This is a genomic window from Streptosporangium sp. G11, from assembly GCF_051192615.1.
In the GTDB taxonomy this organism is placed as follows: Bacteria; Actinomycetota; Actinomycetes; order Streptosporangiales; family Streptosporangiaceae; genus Streptosporangium.
Genome location: NZ_JBPJUQ010000057.1, coordinates 21,658 through 37,180 on the forward strand (window position 1 = coordinate 21,658; position 15,523 = coordinate 37,180).

At 67.5% G+C, this 15,523-nt stretch carries 18 protein-coding genes; 3 read left to right on the forward strand and 15 right to left on the reverse strand.

Annotated features, from left to right (window positions below; translation table 11 throughout):
• Positions 1–45: 45 nt before the first annotated feature.
• The 7 genes from ACSDR0_RS36630 to ACSDR0_RS36660 all read right to left on the reverse strand — a co-directional run bounded on the left by ACSDR0_RS36630 (position 46) and on the right by ACSDR0_RS36660 (position 4,825).
• Positions 46–330, reverse strand: a complete 285-nt coding sequence (locus tag ACSDR0_RS36630; RefSeq protein ID WP_435293537.1) for a hypothetical protein — start codon at positions 328–330, stop codon at positions 46–48.
• Complete coding sequence (locus ACSDR0_RS36635) at positions 327–1,076, reverse strand: formylglycine-generating enzyme family protein (RefSeq protein WP_435293538.1); 750 nt, start codon at positions 1,074–1,076, stop codon at positions 327–329. Before ACSDR0_RS36635 ends, ACSDR0_RS36630 begins: the two co-directional genes overlap by 4 nt.
• Before the next feature lie 41 nt (positions 1,077–1,117).
• Positions 1,118–2,980 (reverse strand): hypothetical protein, encoded by a 1,863-nt coding sequence (locus ACSDR0_RS36640; RefSeq protein WP_435293539.1) that lies wholly within the window; start codon positions 2,978–2,980, stop codon positions 1,118–1,120.
• Positions 2,977–3,726, reverse strand: coding sequence for a class I SAM-dependent methyltransferase (locus tag ACSDR0_RS36645; RefSeq protein ID WP_435293540.1), 750 nt, complete (start codon positions 3,724–3,726; stop codon positions 2,977–2,979). Before ACSDR0_RS36645 ends, ACSDR0_RS36640 begins: the two co-directional genes overlap by 4 nt.
• Positions 3,727–3,868: 142 nt before the next feature.
• Positions 3,869–4,153: a hypothetical protein gene (locus ACSDR0_RS36650; RefSeq protein WP_435293541.1), complete on the reverse strand. Its 285-nt coding sequence runs from the start codon at positions 4,151–4,153 to the stop codon at positions 3,869–3,871.
• 4 nt (positions 4,154–4,157) lie between these two features.
• A complete protein-coding gene (locus ACSDR0_RS36655; RefSeq protein ID WP_435293542.1) occupies positions 4,158–4,565 on the reverse strand; it encodes an ATP-binding protein in 408 nt (135 codons plus the stop codon).
• Positions 4,562–4,825 carry a hypothetical protein gene (locus ACSDR0_RS36660; protein ID WP_435293543.1) on the reverse strand — a complete coding sequence of 88 codons (264 nt, stop codon included), beginning with the start codon at positions 4,823–4,825 and terminating at the stop codon, positions 4,562–4,564. Before ACSDR0_RS36660 ends, ACSDR0_RS36655 begins: the two co-directional genes overlap by 4 nt.
• Positions 4,826–5,017: 192 nt before the next feature.
• On the opposite strand from ACSDR0_RS36660, the gene ACSDR0_RS36665 reads away from it, so the two are divergent.
• Positions 5,018–5,875, forward strand: coding sequence for a helix-turn-helix domain-containing protein (locus ACSDR0_RS36665; RefSeq protein WP_435293544.1), 858 nt, complete (start codon positions 5,018–5,020; stop codon positions 5,873–5,875).
• Positions 5,876–5,892: 17 nt separating this feature from the next.
• Positions 5,893–6,117: a DUF397 domain-containing protein gene (locus tag ACSDR0_RS36670; RefSeq protein ID WP_435293577.1), complete on the forward strand. Its 225-nt coding sequence runs from the start codon at positions 5,893–5,895 to the stop codon at positions 6,115–6,117.
• A gap of 409 nt (positions 6,118–6,526) precedes the next feature.
• Here the strand turns inward: ACSDR0_RS36670 and ACSDR0_RS36675 are convergent, their stop codons facing one another.
• The 6 genes from ACSDR0_RS36675 to ACSDR0_RS36700 all read right to left on the reverse strand — a co-directional run bounded on the left by ACSDR0_RS36675 (position 6,527) and on the right by ACSDR0_RS36700 (position 13,583).
• Positions 6,527–7,462: a type I-G CRISPR-associated protein, Cas3-extension family gene (locus ACSDR0_RS36675; RefSeq protein ID WP_435293545.1), complete on the reverse strand. Its 936-nt coding sequence runs from the start codon at positions 7,460–7,462 to the stop codon at positions 6,527–6,529.
• A complete protein-coding gene (cas3g, locus tag ACSDR0_RS36680; protein ID WP_435293546.1) occupies positions 7,459–10,317 on the reverse strand; it encodes a type I-G CRISPR-associated helicase/endonuclease Cas3g in 2,859 nt (952 codons plus the stop codon). The genes ACSDR0_RS36675 and cas3g overlap by 4 nt, the downstream gene beginning before the upstream one ends.
• A complete protein-coding gene (csb2, locus tag ACSDR0_RS36685; RefSeq protein ID WP_435293547.1) occupies positions 10,314–11,696 on the reverse strand; it encodes a type I-G CRISPR-associated protein Csb2 in 1,383 nt (460 codons plus the stop codon). The genes cas3g and csb2 overlap by 4 nt, the downstream gene beginning before the upstream one ends.
• A 5-nt stretch (positions 11,697–11,701) precedes the next feature.
• Positions 11,702–12,871, reverse strand: a complete 1,170-nt coding sequence (gene cas7g, locus ACSDR0_RS36690; RefSeq protein WP_435293548.1) for a type I-G CRISPR-associated RAMP protein Csb1/Cas7g — start codon at positions 12,869–12,871, stop codon at positions 11,702–11,704.
• A gap of 247 nt (positions 12,872–13,118) precedes the next feature.
• Positions 13,119–13,259: a hypothetical protein gene (locus ACSDR0_RS36695; RefSeq protein WP_435293549.1), complete on the reverse strand. Its 141-nt coding sequence runs from the start codon at positions 13,257–13,259 to the stop codon at positions 13,119–13,121.
• Between the two features lie 171 nt (positions 13,260–13,430).
• Positions 13,431–13,583 (reverse strand): hypothetical protein, encoded by a 153-nt coding sequence (locus ACSDR0_RS36700; protein WP_435293550.1) that lies wholly within the window; start codon positions 13,581–13,583, stop codon positions 13,431–13,433.
• Between the two features lie 62 nt (positions 13,584–13,645).
• On the opposite strand from ACSDR0_RS36700, the gene ACSDR0_RS36705 reads away from it, so the two are divergent.
• A complete protein-coding gene (locus ACSDR0_RS36705) occupies positions 13,646–14,191 on the forward strand; it encodes a class I SAM-dependent methyltransferase (protein WP_435293551.1) in 546 nt (181 codons plus the stop codon).
• An 89-nt stretch (positions 14,192–14,280) separates the two neighbouring features.
• Here the strand turns inward: ACSDR0_RS36705 and ACSDR0_RS36710 are convergent, their stop codons facing one another.
• The gene (locus ACSDR0_RS36710) at positions 14,281–14,889 is read right to left on the reverse strand and encodes a GNAT family N-acetyltransferase (RefSeq protein WP_435293552.1); all 609 of its coding nucleotides are present in this window, start codon (positions 14,887–14,889) and stop codon (positions 14,281–14,283) included.
• On the reverse strand, positions 14,882–15,493 hold the full coding sequence (locus ACSDR0_RS36715; RefSeq protein ID WP_435293553.1) for a TetR/AcrR family transcriptional regulator: 612 nt from the start codon (positions 15,491–15,493) through the stop codon (positions 14,882–14,884). Before ACSDR0_RS36715 ends, ACSDR0_RS36710 begins: the two co-directional genes overlap by 8 nt.
• Positions 15,494–15,523 lie beyond the last annotated feature (30 nt).

The following is a 15,523-nucleotide window of genomic DNA, read 5'->3' on the forward strand; positions in this document are numbered from 1 at the left end:
ACCGGGCCTCGTAGACGGCGACAACGACCTGTCTCGCCAGCCGGGTCACCGGTAGTAGTCCTCGATGTCCGGGAGATCGAGCCGGATGACATAGCGTGCTCGTTCCGAATCGTCCGGGTCGACCATGAACCTCACCCGCTCGCCGGTCCGGATTGTACGGAACCCCTCGGTCACGATGTCGGAGTACATGAAGGAGTGGTGCGTCTCGGTCTCGATGTCGCGGACCACGTACGTGCCCTGCCGACCGTCGTGCCCGCTGCCCAGCGGCATGCGGTCGACGATGTGACCGAACCGCTGGCCGCTCGCCGCCGCGGTCTCCTCGATGCTCATCCGAGCTCCTCGACGCATCTGAAACCGACCGCGTTGCTGCATCCCCGGCGCCGGGACAACCCCTTGGAGGAGACCTGCAACGCCCGGTACGGGTTGTCGTAGGAGCCGCCGCAGATGACCACCTCGTTGAGGTTCTCCAGCACCGTGTCGGTGATCTCCCAGACGTTCCCGGCCATCTCCCGCACCCCGAACGGCGACACGTTCGCCGGATGCGCGTCGACCGGTCCCGGCATGGCCTGGCTGAGCCGCCCCCGGTCGAGTTCCTCTCGCCACGCCTCGTACGTGATCAGGGGCCGTCCGCTCCACGAGTCGGCGCAGTTGACGATCTCCAGGTCGATGTCGTCACCCCAGGGGAACAGCCGTCCGTCACCACCCCGCGCGGCGGCCTCCCATTCCAAGGAAGTCGGCAGGCGCTTGCCCTCGAAGCGAGCGAAGGCGTAGGCGCTCCAGTAGTTGACGCAGATCGCCGGATGGTTCTCGTACGCCGGGTCGGTGAAGTACTCCTGCACCTTGAGGCGTTCCTGCCACGGCTCGTGGGAGAACTCCGGTGGCTTGTTCGTGTGGTCCCACTGCTGCGAACCGTGCTCCCGTACGGCCTCCAGGAAGCGGTTGTAGCGGCCGACCGTGACGGGGAAGCGGTCGAAGCGCACCGGGCGCTCGACGTGCCGGAGCATCAGGTGGTGACTCGGCCCGACGAGGTACGCGCCCGCGGGCAGGACGCAGTCGTCGGCCGGAGCCTGCGGCACCTGGCGGGAACGCCGGTAGAGGAACTCCCGGACCTGCTCGGTCAGGCGCGGACCCTCCTCGACGGCCGACTCCCGGCCGGACGGGTACGCAGGTGTTCGGCCGCCAGCAGCTCCTGGTAAGCCGAGTGCGCGAACGCGATCCCGGACGAGTCGACGGGCCGGAAGAACTCCTTTAACCGGAAGGCGTCATAGGTCAGCCGCCCTCCCTCGAAGAGGGATATGCCCAGCTCGTTGACGAGCTCGACGAACGTGAACGTCGTACGGCCACGCAGGAAGGCCGAGCCGAAGTACGCGACGATCGACGGCAGGGCATCGGTAAGACCGGCGGAGGACGCCACCCGCCTCATGTGCCGCCAGGCGAGATCGACGAGCTGCGGGCGATCGTCGCCGCCGTCGAGTTCCAGCTCGCGTGCCAGGCGGCGTTCGAGGGGCGTCCCGGCGTCCGTGGCGTCCTGGAGCCGCAGCGCCGAGAAGCGGGGCACGCGCAGCGGGTTGACGCCCTGCGCGTGGAACTGCTGGACGAGCTTCTCCGACACCAGCGCGGTACCGTCCAGCAGCCGTCGTACCTGCGGGGAGTCCTCAAGGAAGGAAACCCGCGAGCTCGTGACCACCGCCGACTCCGCTGACAACACCTGGGCGAGCTCGGTGAACAGCTCCAGGAACCCCTCCTGGGTCATCGAGGGCACCGCCTCGTCGATGCCGTCCAGCGCGCACGCCACCGACCCCGACCGCGCGAAGTAGTGGAAGACATCGAAGACGTACGAGCTCTCGACGGCCATGTACGGCGCGAGCGTGCGCGTGACGAACTCCCGGAACTCCTCGTTGCGGCCCTTGAGGCTCATGTCGAAGTAGAAGCGGTAACGGCGCCGGCTCGCCGTCGCCGACCCGGCGACCAGCTGCTTGAGCAGCGTCGACTTGCCGCTTCCCGAACGGCCGACGATGAGCAGGTTCCCGCCGGAGGAGGAGACCTCGTCCAGTAGCTGGTCGGCGGCACCGACCCGGGAGATCCGCTGCTCGCCGGTACGTTCGTCCGTGGTGAGCAGGTCACCGGATATCGTCAGGCCCGCCGGGTCGAGCAGCTCCGGGTAGGCGCCGAAGACGTCCGCCAGATGCTGGTCCAGGTCGACGAAGGCGTCCATGAAGCGGTCGTAGGTGACGATCCGATAGTCCTCCCCGAGCGGACTCGGGACCACGTGGACGCCGTTCTCCTCCAGGATCAGGAACCGGGTGAGCTTGGGCAGCTGGGTCTGCAACAGCTCACCGCCGGTGGTCTCCAGCACCGCGGCCACGTCGTCGACGTTCTTGCTGAGCAGCAGCTCGACGTACTCGCTGCGCAGCCCCCGTTCGCGAAAGAAGAGCTGGTAGACGGTGTTGCGCGACAGCTCGAAGCGCTTGACCGGCTTGTAGTCGAGGGTCAGGTAGAGCCCGGCGAGAAACTCCGCCTTGAGCGCCACCTCGGGGGAGAGCTTGGGCACGTCCCCGGTCAGGATGCCGCTGCCGGTGCTGCCGAACCAGGCCAGCACGTCCAGCAACCGGCGTACGGCCGTCAGCCCGTCCTCGTCGGCGATCTCGTAGCCGTCGTGGGTGGACCGGTTGCGCAGGCGCTGGATGTCGCGCAGCGAGTCGAGCACGCTGCTGCTGCGGATGTGCGGCTGAGCTCCCTTGATCAGCTCGCTCAGAGCCTTCCCACCCGGGTCGCCGGGGACGTTGTGGTGCCGCCAGAGCTGCTTGAGGATCCGCTCGGTGATCTTCCCGACCAGCGCGATCGCGTTCTCGGGATAGCCGTCACCGAGCGATTTGATCGGCCGCTCGAAGTCCAGGCCGAGGTGACGGGCGACGCGGGAGTGATCGTCCAACTCGTTGCGGAGCTGGTAGAGACGGCTGTCGAGCTCCACGCTGCTCACGCTTTCACCCCAAATACGAAGGCGAACCGGTCGAGGCACTGTAACTCGGCACCCGGATGCCTGCCCCGGATTTCCTCGATGCCCTTTTCCAACTCTGCATCATCGAAGCTGGAAAGCAGTGACATGTAGCGGTTTCGGACCATTTGCAGATAACGCTCGGTACTGAAAGTGAGCGGGAACTCGTCGTAGGTGAGCTCGGTGTCGAGTCCGCTGCCGCTCATCGCGTCGGCGATGCCGACGGGATCGGGCTGGCGCTCGCGAAACAGCCTCAGCGCCGCGTCGAACAGCGGGTAGTCGATGCTCGTCGGCAGCATGACCACGAGCATCCGTCCACCCGGCCGCAGGAGACGGGCCAACCCGTTGAGGACCCGTGGCGGATCGGCGACGTGGTGGATCACCTCCTTGAGCAGGATCGCGTCGTAGCCGTCGTGTGGAGGTCGTACGCGCTGCTCCGCGAGCTCCTCGGCCCCGGCGTGCAGCGGGACCAGACGCTCATGGGCGGGAAGCTGGTCGAGCATCGCGGGGGAGGGATCGGCGCAGACCACCACCTCGGCGTGCTCTGCGAGCTCCCGCGCGTACAGGCCGGTCCCGCCCCCGACGTCCAGCACCCGGTGATCCGGGGTGATCCGGAGCCGGTCGAGAATGTTTCCGGTCATCCATTGAATGAATTCCGGACTGTATGCCCAGTTCTCGTCATATTTGTCAGCGAGGCGATCGTAGTGGGCCCGCGTGACATCGCTCCGCACGAGACATTCCCTCCAAGCCGAGACACCAGGGCAAGTCAAGGGTCCAACGGACGGTGAGGTGGGTCAAGGCCGGTCCGAAAGCGGGATTGGTCATGCTCTTTTGGAGGGGTGTGGATTTGATGGGAGCGAATTCAGTAGTGGATTACCGTACGAGGCCATGCAGCAGGGCGATCCACATCGCGTCCGCTTCCTGGGCCTGCCAGCGGTCACTCTTGTCGATCGCATGATGCCGTCGCGTGCGGCGGATGAACCTCAGCCCGCCCGCCTGGCGCAGCTCGTAGAACAGGGTGTCGCAGTCGCAAGTCCACCTGGCGACCCGAGCCTGCCTGTCCCTGCGCAGAGGGTGCCAGGTCAGCGTCTCGGAGTGAGAGCGGGCGGGGAGGACGTGCGGGCTGATGCAGCGGGGCGAGTAGTCCCAGCTGATCACAATGTCACTGTCCGCTCAGCTGGAACCAGACCACGCGCCCGGCCAGGGTCTCGTACCAACCCCAGGCGGAGGACAGTTCCTGCACCAGCCAGAGCCCGCGTCCTCCACCGCTGTCGGGCCCTACGCCCGGGCAGAGGCGAGGCCGCTGCCCGGTCGATCCGGCGTCGACGATATCGATATGGAGCGTTCCAAGGTGGTTGGCGACGGCGATGATGACCCGGCCATCGGGGCACCGGCCGGAGTCGGAGTGGCGGATCGCGTTGGTGACGAGTTCGGTGACGAGCAGCAGTGCGTCGTCGGTGTGCGGGTGGTCGATCCCTTTCAGCAGGTCGTGGACGTAGTGGCGGGCCCGGGGAACGGCGGCGACCTGCGCGGGCACCTCGACCCGGCCCAGCAGCCCCAGCGCCCTCACCGCGTCCCCCGCGTGATCCGCTCGCAGACCTTCCGCGCCCTGGTCCGGGTGCCTTGCTCGTGCCTTCGGCCCCAGGCGCACCCCGAGACGCGGCCCCGCTGTTCGGTCGTGGGCCTTCGCTGTCCGGGCGACAGGAAGATCTCCATGCTCGCCTGCTGATCGGGAGGAAACCGCACCACGGAGTCGAACCCCAACTCGTTCAACTCCCAGGCCAGCTCGATCAGCCGCCCGCCCCACCCCCGAAGATCACGCACTCTCATCTGCTCGCTCACCCCTTCGTCGATCTTGAAGCCGCTTCACGGAACAGGTGATATGACCTTCCGTATCTGCGTACGCTCGAAGAGCACATGCTAAATCTGCACCTGCAAAACGGGGCCCGCAAGCACTTTCGCACTATCAGTCAAAGATTCATTACGATGTGTCATGGACCGGATCGCCTAGGAGGGAATCCCGTGGCCAACTTCTCGCCCACTGTCCGCCACCGGCGGTTACTGCAGGAACTACGGCAACTCCGCAGCTCAGCCGGTCTCAAACAGGAGGAAGTGGCCGATCACCTTGACTGGTCGACATCCAGAATGACCAAGGTCGAAAGCGGGACACTCCGGATCTCCGTCAACGACGTCCGCGCCATGCTTCAGCTCTACGGACTCCGCGAGGGCACAAAATACGAAGCGCTCCTCCAACTGGCCAGGCAGGCCAGGGAGCGAGGATGGTGGCATGCCTACAGCGACGTCATCCCCCAGTGGTTCCAGGTCTACGTGGGCCTTGAGGCAGAGGCATCATCGCTCCGCAACTACGAACCCGAACTCGTTCACGGCCTGCTACAAACCGAGGACTACGCTCGCGCCGTTTACCAGGCGGCAAGGATGACCGATGCGCCCAACGAGATAGAACGACACGTCGGTCTCCGCATGGCACGACAAGACGTCATCACCCGCTCTGAGCAGCCTATGAACCTCTGGGCGATCGTCAACGAGGCGGCTCTACGCCGCCGTGTCGGCGGTGCTCACGTCATGCAGAAGCAACTGCGACATCTCGCAGACATCTCAGCCCAGCCCAACGTGACCCTCCAGGTCCTACCGTACGAGATCGGCGCACACGCGGCGATGCTGGGATCTTTTGCCATCCTCTCCTTCTCCGAAGGAACTGGCGAGGTGGCCTATCTGGAGTACGTGACCGGCAGCCTCTATTTGGAGAAGCCCGAAGAACTCAGGGCATATACGCTGACATACGATCACCTACGCGCTTCGGCCCTCGACCCAAGGGCATCGACCACCATGATCGCGAAGCTCGCCAAAGAAGATCTCTAATGTTGCGGGAGGAAAGGATGCAGGTGTCCTGCGAAGAACTATCCAGAGCCGTTTGGCGTAAAAGCACTCGCAGCGGTGGCAACGGTGGAAGTTGTGTCGAGGTCGCCTCGCTGACCGCAGGCCGCGTCGGTGTCCGCGACAGCAAGAACCGAAGTGGTCCAGCTCTGATCTTTACGTCTACTGAGTGGCATGCCTTCATCGGTGGCATTAAGAGTGGAAAATTCGATGATTCAGTCATCTGATCCCGCAATGAGACCGGTCCGGAGACTAGGATAAAATAAATCTGGACCCACTCTGGAATCGCTTCAGACGCCTTGCCGCAATAAGACCGGTCCGGAGACCGGGGTGAAACGAAGACCAGAAGGGGGATATGCCGATCCCAACCTGACGCCGCAATGAGAGCGGTCCGGAGACCGGGGTGAAACGGTTCGCGATCTGGCTTTATGACCAAGAGTAACTAGGATAAATCGACGAGGTATCCGATTTGGTGTTTCAAGTCTTCGTTTGAACTTCGGAACCCCCCGGAAAAAGTGGGCATGCTTAGGATTCCTAACCGCCGCCGAGACGGGGGAGCAAGACGAGGTTCCCGTCGGGACGGGGATTAGGCGCTTTGTGGTTTTCAAATAGCGAGTCTTGCGTACGTGCCAGAAATCAGGTGACCGTCACGGAAAGCGGCGCCAAAACACCGTCGAAGGTGCGGCCGGGGATGCGTTGGCGTTCTGCGCCGTAGACGTTGAAGACGCCGAGGGCCGGCCACAGGGTGGAGTCGATCGTAGGGACGCGGTCACGAGGGGCGAGGGCGGGATGGTCGAGGAGACACCTCACGGAGGGGAGATCGAGGGCGGGGCGCCAGAGGGGCCACAGCATGACGGAAGTGGAGCCTGTTCGGTGCCAGAGGGTGGCGCGGAGGCGGTGGCCGTCGCCTGTGATGCGGAGGAGGGGCAGGGCCATGGTGGCCAGCCAGGTAGCTCCGGGGACGCCACTTTCTCGGCCGGGGCGGCCCTCGGGGTCGTCGCTGTTGCTGCGCAGCACCCGGTGGTCGAGGTATTCGCCGGTGAATCCCTCGATGCGTCGCCAGCCGACGAGGGCTTCCAGCAGTCGCTCCGGTCCGTTCCGTACCGCCTCCAGGGGTTTCTCGAAGAACGTGCGTAGCTTCTGCTGTCCGCTGGGGGCAGTGAACGGTGTGATGGCACAGCGTCCCTGCTTGTCCAAGGCAAGGTCGGTGACCAAGGACGGCAACCAGGTTTCCACCGCCTCGGGATGGCTTGCCATCAGCTGGTGGAAGTCCTCGCGGGATCGGCGCAGCGGGTCCTTTCCTGAACCCGACGGCGGTGGGAAACCGGCTCCGCCGTCGGGGAGGACTGCCGAGTCGGGGATCGACGCGACGACACCGCGCAGGGTGTTCGCTATCTCCTCGGCCGTCTCGTACGGGCTGTGCAGGATCGCGCAGGCGGTGGTGTCGGAGAAGGAGAGCGCCGTCGGTACGCGGCAGATGTCGGCGCAGACGCGCAGGAGGCCCAGGGCGGCGAGGAAGCCGAGCGGGTCTCGTCCGTCGAGGGCGGGGAGCTCCGTGCTGAAGGTCGTCATGTCCGCTCCTCGCTGAGGGCCGAGCACCAGATGTCGGCCAGCCGGACCACGGCTTCCATCCGGGCCAGCCCCCAGCGGCCATATCGCTGATTGAGGCGTTCGAAACGGCCCGGAGACGTCCAGTCGACCGACCGGGAGGTGTCGACCTCGATGGGCTGGCCGTCTCGCTCGATTTTGGTGGTTGGTGCGGGGTCGATGACCAAGGGAAACAGCGGGCGGCTCCGTCCGTGGTGGCTGGCGACGAGGTGCAGGACCAGGTCGTGGTCGACGTCGCGTACGTCGGCCAGCAGGGCGGTCGCGATCTGGACGGAGAGCACCTCGTGGCGCATTGAGCCCGGATAGGACGCCCTTCGGCGGGCCTGGCGAAAGGCGGCGCGGTCGCCGGGGTTCATGCCCGACTTCGCGAGCGGTTCGTCACTGGCTGCTGCCGCCCAGCGGTCGCCGCCGTGGAGCATGACCTGGAAGCGCGGATCGCGTTTGCCCTCGTCATGCCAGAGCGCGGCGAGCCCGACGGCCCGGATAACCTCCGGCTCCATGCCCAGGTTGCGGGCGAACTCCTCGGCCTTCTCCGCCACCTCTTGCTGGTGGACGGCCAGGGAGAGCTTCGCGGCAGAGATGGAGGACCCTGCGGCGGTGGCATCCTCGCGGAAAGCGGTGGTCCCGAACGACAGGAGGAGGGTGCAGGTGTCGATGTGGTGGATCAGCCGACCCTGAGGACGGCCGGTGAGCCGTCTGAGCATCACCAGGTGAGGCAGCTCGTCCTGACCCGGTTGAGGTTTGTTCAGTGTAGATCGGAGCGACAGCGTGGGGTTTGATGCGGGGGCGTCCTGGTGGTCGGTTCGCAGGCGTTCGACCCAGGCCGCGACCTCGGGGGCGATGTCAGGAGCGTAGGTCTTCATCGCGCGGACCAGGCTTGGGCCGACGCGGATCGTCATTCCTCCCCGGACACCGAACTGCGCGAGGTCGGCAATGTCGATCGCGGGCTCGCGGCTGTCGGGGTGCCAGCCGTACTCGTCGCAACCGCCGTAGGAGGTGGGGACGACGACGAGATCGGACGCGCGGATCTTTGCGGAGTCGACCACTTCGGCGCTGCCGCGTGGGCGGTAGCGCAGCACGGACCTGCCGCCGGGTGGGACGGTGACGTCGGGGAGGTGCTCGGCATCCAGGTCGCTGATGTCGTCTCCGCCGGGCTCGCCGCTGAGCCAGCGTTTCACGGCGGGGAGTGGCAGCTCGATGCTCTCGACCGAAGTCGGTGGCACCAGGCCGACAAGGTCGGGCCACAGCTCCTTGTCGTCGGGGAGGTCGCGCCAAACCACCGTCACCTGGGCTGTCTCCCGTTCGATTCCGTGCAGGTAGGGGGCCACGGGGATGTCGTTGAGGGGGATCGGTGAGGTGCGGGCCCAGACGTCCAGGTGGGTCCGGCCCAGGAAGGGGACGTAGGAACGGGGCTCGCGCAGCGTCGCCCACTGGCCGGGGGGCATGGCTCGCACCAGTGCGCGCAGTGCCGAGGGGAAGACGTCCATGCCCGCCGGTTCGGCGGGGAGCCGCGCCTTCTGCGAGTGAGTGAGAAGTGGGCCTCCCTGTTCGCACAGCCAGGCCCAGGTCGCCGGACGGGCCGTGTCGTACACGCCGTCGGAGTCCGCCGAGCCGTGCAGCACGACCGCCGAGGCGGTGGTCTTCTGGTCGCCGAGGCGGTTCAGGCGGCCGAAGCGCTGGATGAGCGCGGGCAGCGAGGACGACTCGGTCACGAGCGCGTCCAGGTCGATGTTCGCGCCGACCTCGATCGTCTGGGTCGCCACGACGTACATCGGCTCGGCGGTCGCGCGGTCGCGGCCCGCCCTGATGCGTTCGTAGTGGTCGGCCAGCAGGTAGTCGCGGTCCAGCGGACGGATTTTGCCTGTCAGCAGCACGCAGCGGCTCTCGCGGTCAGTGCGCAGGAGCTCGAACACGGCCCGCGCCCGCGCCACGGTGTTGACGACGACACCGACGACCGGGTGTTCGCGGTGAAGCTCTCGCGCCCAGTGGGCCAGGGCGTCGGGCATCACCTTCGCCGTGTTGGCCTTGGTGGTCGGCACCTCCACGAGGTGGAGCCGTTTGGACGCCTTCAACCGCTTGGACGCCTCCTGATGGTTCTCGTCCGCCTCGGTGATGCCGTGCACGTTGGTGATGTCGGCCTCGGGGCTGGCGGACATGCTGACCACGGTCGGACGGATCAGGGCCGGTGTCTCGTCGCAGGTCGTGGCCCCGCGCACGCTGGCCAGGAACGCCTCCGAGAGGTGGGCCTCGTCCACCACGATCAGGCTGTCGGTGCCCACCAGCGCCGCGTCGATCGGACGCAGGTGTTCCCCGACGCCGTAGCCGCGGAAGAGGAACCGGCTGCCCACCTGGTCGACGGTCCCGACGATGATCGCGTGCCGGTCAGGTCGCTCGACCCACCGCCACGACCAGTTGACCCCGCCGCGCATCCGGGTGACCTCCACCGGTGTCCCAGCGGTGTCTCCCTCCATCCGGAGGGCGGTGGCGACCTTGGCCGCGAGGCTCCCTCGTTCGGAGGTGCGGAGGGCTTCGGCGATGGTCTCGGCGTGCCGGTATGCCTCGTCGACGATGAGCCGGCGGTCGACGACGAAGAAGACGCGCCTGGGGACCCCAACGCGAGCCTGAACCCTGCCGAGGGCCGCTGCGAAGAGGGCGACATCGATCACGGACGTCTTCCCCAGGCCCGTGGGAACGTCGATCAGCTCTGGCCAGCCCTCCTGGACCACCCGGCCGAGCAACGCGGTCTGCCAGGGGAAGGGCTCGTACCCGTGAACCTCCTTGTAGAAGGCGGGAAAGTCGGTGACGGCGAGGGCACTCATCCGGAGACCCCCTCGGGAATGAAGAGGCCGAGGCCGAGGTAGCGCAGGGAGCCCGCGATCACCGGCCCCACCACCGGCCGGTCGAAGACGACCCGGGCGTGCACGATGGGCTTCTTCGGCCGGTTGGCAGGGAGGGATCCCGGGCGAGGACGCCAGATCGCCCCGCGCGTCAGCGGCGCCGTCGAGACCTCTACGTCAATGACATCGGGGAAACCGGCCCGGCGCAGCGACTTGGTGACCATCTGCTCGTACGAGCGGCCGGGACGGGCGAAGCTGTCGGTCATCATCGGGGTGGCCGTGACCCAGGTGCGGGTCCCCTCCGCCCGGCCGGACCACCGGCCGCGACGCAGGGTGCGCAGGTTCTGCCCCTGGCTGAGCCATACGGGCTCGCCCGGCCAGGGGGTGAGCCTGGTCAGCGGGTCGGCCATGACGGCCTTGGCCAGCCGGTTCCAGTCTTCGGCGGGCATGTGGCGAGGGAGTGCCAACGCCACTCCCAGGAGGTGGCCGTCGGAGTGCTCCTGCTCGACGTCGGGAAGCGCGAGGAAGGCGACGTGGGCCCTGTCGTCGGCCCCGTGCCCGCTCACCTGGGCGGGGATCGGCTCGGTGACCCTGGACATGACTGCCTTGCGCAGGGCGAGCGTGAGCCGGGCGACCTGGTCGCCACTGACGCGGGCACTGGGCCGCTCGAATCCCCAGACGATCAGGTCGTCCCAGGGGGAGAGGTGCGTCGGGACGGGTTCTTCCGCCACCACGACCGGCGAGTACGGCAGCGCCCGCGCGGCCTCCCACGCTCTCCCGCCACGGTCGTAGGCGTCTCGGAGCGCGTCGGTGTAGCCGACGTAGGGCACGCGCAGCTCGATCGCGCCGGGGGTGCCGAGCGCGACCGGGGCCAGCTCCGACCAGGACGGTTCGTCGTCGGGCAGGGAGCCGGTCACGGTCACCTCGGCCTGGCTGGTCGAGCGGCCGACGTACGGCACCCGCCGGGCCAGGGCGCCGAGCTTGGCCAGCACGCAGGGGTCGGGGTCGGCGCCCGGCCACACCACGGCGAACCGGTCGCAGGCCGGGGTGACGAACGCGCGGCTGCGCGCCCCGTTCGTGCGGCCCGGCCAGCTCTGGCTGCCGCTCTTCTGCTCGGTCTGGTTCGTCACCACGTAGGAGTCGGTCCGGCCCGGCCGCGCGTCGTCCATGGCCGCGCGCACCACCGGAGCCCCGGCGCGTTCCAGCCAGCGCAGGGCGTCCCAGTCATCCGCCTGCACCGCCGAGGCGGCGAGGGCGCAGAACAGCCGGGCCGGGTGAGGGGGCCATTCGGCCCGGCTGGGCCGCATGTCACCGGCGTCGTAGCGGCCATGACGCAGCCGCACTGTGAGAGTGAGCGCCACGGCTGCTACTCCTCGTCGGCGGCGGACTGGGCGAAGGCGAACTCGATCGCCTGCTGGAGCGAGGGGATCGGGGTGACCTCGATCGTGTCGTCGGCCATCGGCACGCCCAGCCGGGCCGCCTCGTCGCGCAGCTCGTGGTAGGCGTCCAGCGCCTCTCGTACCGACACCTCAAGCTCGTCGACGCTGCCGCCGGGAAGCTCCAGGCCGACCGTCTCGGACGCCTTGGCCAGGTCACAGCCCGAACGCAGCCAGACCGACGGGCGCCCGAACGCGAGCCGGTCGCCGACGAGGGTGAGGGCGGCGAGCGTGGCGCGGGCGGCCACGCAGGCTTCGGCCGAGGCGTCGCCGAAACGCAGGCGCTCAAGGCCCGCGAAGGAGATGCTCGCGATCCGGCGGATCTCCCTGACGGTCGCTCCGCCCGGCACCGGGTTGGGGGCGATGTTGCCGTGCCCGATCTCGCTGAGCTTGCCGCCCTTCTTCTTCTCGCCGTCGGCGACGAACTTCCAGTGGTTCTCCGCCTTGGCCTTGTCGTCGACCGAGCCGGTGAGGTTCTGCGGGTCGAGGCGCCCGCCGCGTCGCGCGGTGAAGCAGGGGGCCACGCCGTACATGGTCGCGGTGTAGAGGCGGGCGAACTTGGGCCAGCGACCCTTGCGATGGGAGTCCCACGCGCCGAGCACGAGGGACAGGGGCTCTCGCTCGAACAGCGGCCGGACGTCGGTCACGCTGACGGCACGCAGCCGCTCGCCGATCCCGCTCTGGTCGAAGCGGACCCCTCCGATCGTGCTGTCGCGCAGGTAGGCGTCGGCGTAGCGGTGGGGGAAGTCGAGCGAGGTCAGCCGGATCTCACCCCGGGACGTCTTCGTCCGAAGCTCGAAGATCGGCAGGGTGAGACGACCTCCGTCGCGGGCGTCGCGCAGGGCCTCCTCCAGCCGGTTGGACTGGGACTGCTCCTGGTCGATCGTCACCGTCCCGACCCGCTCGCCGTCGACCAGGCGATCGGCGACGACGTACTTCTTCGTGAGGTCCTTCTCGTTCTTGTCGACGGGGAAGGTGGGGGGCATCACGACGTTGCCCTCACCGCCGACCGGTTGGTATCCGGCCCGCACCACCAGCGCCGTGTGCTTCCTGTCATCGCCGAGCGCGTCCAGAAGACGCGCCGAAAGGCTCGTGCTCACCGCGAACACCTCTCTGTGTTGTCTGACCGCGAGAAATTGCTTCGGGAGAGAGTGGCAGGCGGGACCGACAGAATCGGACCCGCCCGCGATACCGGCAGTCAGAAGACCGCGGAAGCGTCCTGTGCGTCACCGCGGACAATCGCCACAGAGCCACAATGAGACCGCGAGATCGACAGAATTCGGATATCGCGGGAATATCGCCCATATGTGAATTGGTGTCGGTTTGACGGACGAAGAAGGTGGTTCTCTAGACGTGGACCGAGACCTGTATCGGCTGGTTGGGGCGGCGGCGCAGCCAGATCGCCGCCGAGATCGCCATCGTGACGATCGTCAGCGGCACGAGAATTTTGATCTTGTTCTGCTTCCTAAGGGCACTGTGTTCGCCCATAGCGACGCTCCGTCCTCGGAATCGTTGGGATATTTCCGAGTTGTGAGAGTATCGGGCAAGAGACGAGAAGGTTCGAAAATAGGAAAAGTGGCTTGCCTACACGTTGCCTCCGTACCATTTCCACAGAGAAGCCGTATTCTCCGGTCTGGTCGGGTGGAAAAGTCCGCTTTTTCAAGGTCGTCGGGTAGAGGCATGGCTGATCAGATGCCAGGCGGTGTCGATGTCCCGGCCGGCGGGGGCGAGATGGCCGAAGGCGGTGCGGGCGCCCTGGTCGCGCAGGGACCGGGCGATCGTGGTGAGCTTGGCAAGCGACGGAGTCGTCATCCGAGGAAGTGGGGGAGCGGATGACACCCCCGAAGCGCCGGACGCCTGATATTTTTCCGATCATGGCGGTGCCGGAACGCCTGGCCTGGGCGGTGAAGACGTTGGCCGTGGATCCCGCCGATCGCGTGCTGGAGATCGGGTGCGGCCGTGGCGTCGCGGTCGACCTGGTCTGCGACCGGCTGGTGGACGGCACGATCACGGCCGTCGACCGCTCGGAGAAGGCGATCGACGCGGCGAGACGGCGGAACGCGAGGAACGTGGCCGCGGGGAAGGCGGTCCTCAGCGTCGCGGCCCTGGAGGACGGTGCCTTCGAGGACGACTCCTTCGACAAGATCTTCGCCGTCAACGTCAACCTCTTCTGGTCGCGCTCCCCGGCGAAGGAGATGGAGCTCCTCAAGCGCTGGCCGGCGCCGGGAGGCGGCCTCTACCTGTTCTACGAGCCGCCCGGAGCCGGTCGCGCCAGGGAGATCGCCGAGAAGTGCCCCCGTCGTCGCCGCGCACGGTCTGGCCGCCACCGTGCTGGCGAATCCTCCCTCGACGCCGGCACACCTGGTGTGCGTCGCGGCCAAGGGGTGCTGAGGCGCCCGGACAGGGGCTCGGCGACGTGACACCGACGCCTGTCCGTCCTCGACCTCCGCCCGGACCGCGCACGAACCCGCGCATCGCCTCCGCCGTCAGCGCACGACCGGCGTTCACGTCATCGTCCCGCGAGACGGTCGGCCTGCACGAGGTTCATGGAGATGTAGGCGGAGAAGCCCGCCCGCTTCGCGAACCGGATCGGACGCCGCCGGAACTCGCCGAAGCCGAGCTTGGCGTACAGGCCGAGAGCGGGAGCGTTCGTGTCCTTGATGTCGCGGAGGACGTACTCCTCGTACTCCGGGAGCGCCAGCACGTGGCGCATGAGCGCGGTCGCGACGCCGCGTCCCTGGAACCGGGGCGCGGTGGTGACGAATCCGATCTCCGCGAGCCCCTCCCGCGCGCCGTCGTAGGCGCCGAGGAACTGGCTTCGGACGATGACGTAGCTCATCGTCCCGTGGACGGGACCGAGGTGCCGCCGGATCTCGTCCCACCGTGGGGCGAAGCACTCCTGCGCGCCCTCGGTGACGGAGGCGATGGCCGCCGGTTCGCCGTCCACGAGGGCGACGTAGAAGCGATCGAGCAGGACCATGTGCTCGAAGGCGTCCGCCAGGACCTGGGGGACACCGGAGAAGAAGGCGAAGTCCTCGGCGAATCCGCGGACGAGCACGTCCGTGATCCCGCGCCGGTACGACTCGCCCAGTTCGTCGCCGCGTTTGATGTCAGTCATCGTCGTTTCCCGCCGTGAGTACGCGAAGCACCAGGTCGGCGCCGGGCATGGTCAGATCGTCGTGCGGCGCGAGGCGCATCGTGGTGAGGCCTGCGAGCGTCGCGAAGTAGCACACCGTCATGCTCTCGGGGTCGCCGTGGGCGAACTGGCCCGCCTCCTGGCCGCGTCGCACGACCGCGGCGAAGGCCTGCCAGAGTGACCGATGCGAGGCCAGGAGCCGAGCCGTCGTCCCGGGCGGGGTATCGGTGTTGAACCCCTGGTTGACGACCTCGAAGAACTCGGCGGCGCCGTCGTCGCCGGCCAGGTCCGACAGATAGGCGGTCGTGAACTCGCGGACCAGGTCGAGCGGCCGGCCCTCCCCCCCGAGCCGCGTCGCCGCCGCGCCGAGACCGGTGACGGCCTGGTCGAGGAACTCGTCGAACAACTCGTGTTTCGTCGCGTAGTGGCGATAGATCGATCCGATGCTCAGCCCCGCCTCCGCCGCTATGTGGCGGATGCTCGCGGTGGCGAACCCCTCCCTGGCGAAGACGCGGATCGCCGCCGTCCGCACGGCCTCCCGCGTCGTCGCCCGCAACACCTCGTTCTGTTCGACCGTGCGCGGCATCGGGGTTTCCTCGGCATCCGGTGATCGGCA